The following is a 2205-nucleotide window of genomic DNA, read 5'->3' on the forward strand; positions in this document are numbered from 1 at the left end:
CCGCTAACTCACTCAGAATCAGAAACCCCAGTCTCAGCATTACTATCAGGAATTGTCATCAAAGCCAGTATTTTACCGCTGTTGCGCTGTGCTTTAATTTCCGATGATATTAATCAGATCGTCAGAATTTTTGGCGTAGCGACGGCTTTAATGGGAATCTGCTATGCCGTCTTTGAAAAAGATACAAAACGGATGCTGGCTTTTCACACAATTTCGCAGTTAGGGTTTATCTTGGCGGCACCGGCAGTGGGTGGAGTTTACGCGCTGGCTCACGGTTTGGTTAAATCAACTCTATTTTTAATTTCCGGTTCTTTACCAAGTCGGAACCTTAAGGAATTACAATATAAACCCATAGATCCTAACCTTTGGATTGCCTTAGTTATCGCCAGCCTGTCGATTTCGGGCTTTCCCTTGTTGGCAGGATTTGGGGCTAAAGCATTGACAATCAAAAATCTAGCAGATTGGCAGGTAATCCCGATGAACATTGCTGCTGTTGGTACAGCTATATCCTTCGCCAAATTTATCTTTATCCCGCGTGGAGAAAAACAGAAAGTCCAGCCTGGATTGTGGCCGGCGATCGCACTTTTAATTAGCGGGCTAATTATCGCAAATGTGGTGTATTTAGATGCTTATACGATTGAGACAATCATCAAAGCACTGCTGACGATCGCGATTGGTTGGCTGATTTATGTTTTATTTATTAAACGGTTGGCGATCGCACTGCCGCGTGTAGCTGAGGAGTTCGATCATCTGGTGGGTGTGATGAGTCTGACTTTGCTGGTACTCTTTTGGATGGTGCTAGCGTGCATTATCGGGCGCGAAGCTACCTTCTAGGGGAATAATGGTCGATCGCACGCAGGTAATACAGCAGATTCCATGTTGGTGCAGCAAGCTGTTGCGACATTTAAATTATCTGACAAAAAACGATCGAACAATGAGCGGGCTATTGCTCCGACTGGGCGCAGCACGTATAATTTAAATGCGTTACAGTCGAGGCCAGAAACGGGGTTTACCGATCGCCCATCCGTTGACAAGCCCAACACTCTAAAAAACCCGGTTTCTATATCTATAGCGGTTTTCAAGCGTTGTGAAGTACGAAAAAGCGATCGGGTGATCCATACCCGATCGAACAAGAGCAACTCACATTAAGGAGAAATGCTATAGAATATGCTGTCTAGTTAAACTTCGGACTTCTCTGCTGGCGATTCCGGTAATACAACTTCTGAATCATTTGGATTGAGAGCAATTTCCGAGGATTCGGCAATCTCCAACGCCTCGGGAGTGCGCTTAGAAAATCCCCAAATAAACATCAAGGCGATAGAGGAAATTAGCAGCCACTGGGGAGGTACTAAACTGTCGTCAATTACTCTCACCAACAATCGCATTCCCACCAAGCCAACTGTAATGTAGCCCGCATCTTCTAGGTGTACGAACTCATCGAGCCAGCGGATGAACAATTCCGCCATAAATCGCAGGGTGATAATTCCAATTGTGGCTCCAGTAACCACCAGCCAGATTTCGTCAGAAATGGCGATCGCAGTAGTAACGCTATCCAAAGAAAATGCTAAATCTGTCATAGCAATCACTGGAATTGCTTGCAGCAGAGAGCCAAATCTAGGCCCTTGATCTTCTCCCTCTGCATCAGGATTTGAGGAGAAGTGCTGGAAAACTAGCCACAGCAGGTACAGCGCCCCCAGCAGTTCAAATTGCCAGAACTTGATCACCCAAGTCGCTGTTAGAATTAGTGCTACTCGCAGTACAAAAGCAATTATTAAACCGTAATTGAGAGCCTGTTGCTGTTGTTTTGGATCTTCCAAACCTTTAGAAATAGATGCCAAGGCGATCGCGTTGTCAGCGGAAAGTACAGCCTCCAAAGCCACCAAAACTAACAATAAGAAAAAGGTATCAACTCCCAAATTGGGCGAACCTTCAAGAAATTGATCTATCATTAACTATTTTCTGCACCTAAGATTTGCAAGCTAAGAGCGCAGCACAAATCACCGGCTCTATTTAAAATTAGTGTCACCTTCACTTATCTTAACCTATGACGGTAAATTTGTCGCGGGCGATCGCGCTTAAGCAAGTTCGGCAACGGATTCTCTAAGGGATTTAACGGATTTAACCTATGGATGTTGAGCCTAAAAGTCGAGCATGACGATTTTTCCGACTCCCATCTCCCCCTCTCCCATCTCCCCCTCTCCCCCT

General features: G+C 45.3%; 3 protein-coding genes. 1 reads left to right on the forward strand and 2 read right to left on the reverse strand.

From position 1 onward, the window contains the following. Positions 1-834: proton-conducting transporter transmembrane domain-containing protein (locus QUA97_RS28110; RefSeq protein WP_333197596.1), on the forward strand; the 834-nt coding region annotated here is incomplete at its 5' end. Here QUA97_RS28110 and QUA97_RS28115 read toward each other — a convergent pair. Then, positions 831-1133, reverse strand: a complete 303-nt coding sequence (locus QUA97_RS28115) for a hypothetical protein (protein ID WP_333197598.1) — start codon at positions 1131-1133, stop codon at positions 831-833. The two genes, QUA97_RS28110 and QUA97_RS28115, sit on opposite strands and share 4 nt — an antisense overlap. A 45-nt stretch (positions 1134-1178) precedes the next feature. Beyond that, positions 1179-1949, reverse strand: coding sequence for a TerC family protein (locus tag QUA97_RS28120; RefSeq protein WP_194068542.1), 771 nt, complete (start codon positions 1947-1949; stop codon positions 1179-1181). Between the last annotated feature and the right edge of the window lie 256 nt (positions 1950-2205).

The organism is Microcoleus sp. CZ3-B2 (genome assembly GCF_036705055.1).
Lineage (GTDB): Bacteria > Cyanobacteriota > Cyanobacteriia > Cyanobacteriales > Microcoleaceae > Microcoleus.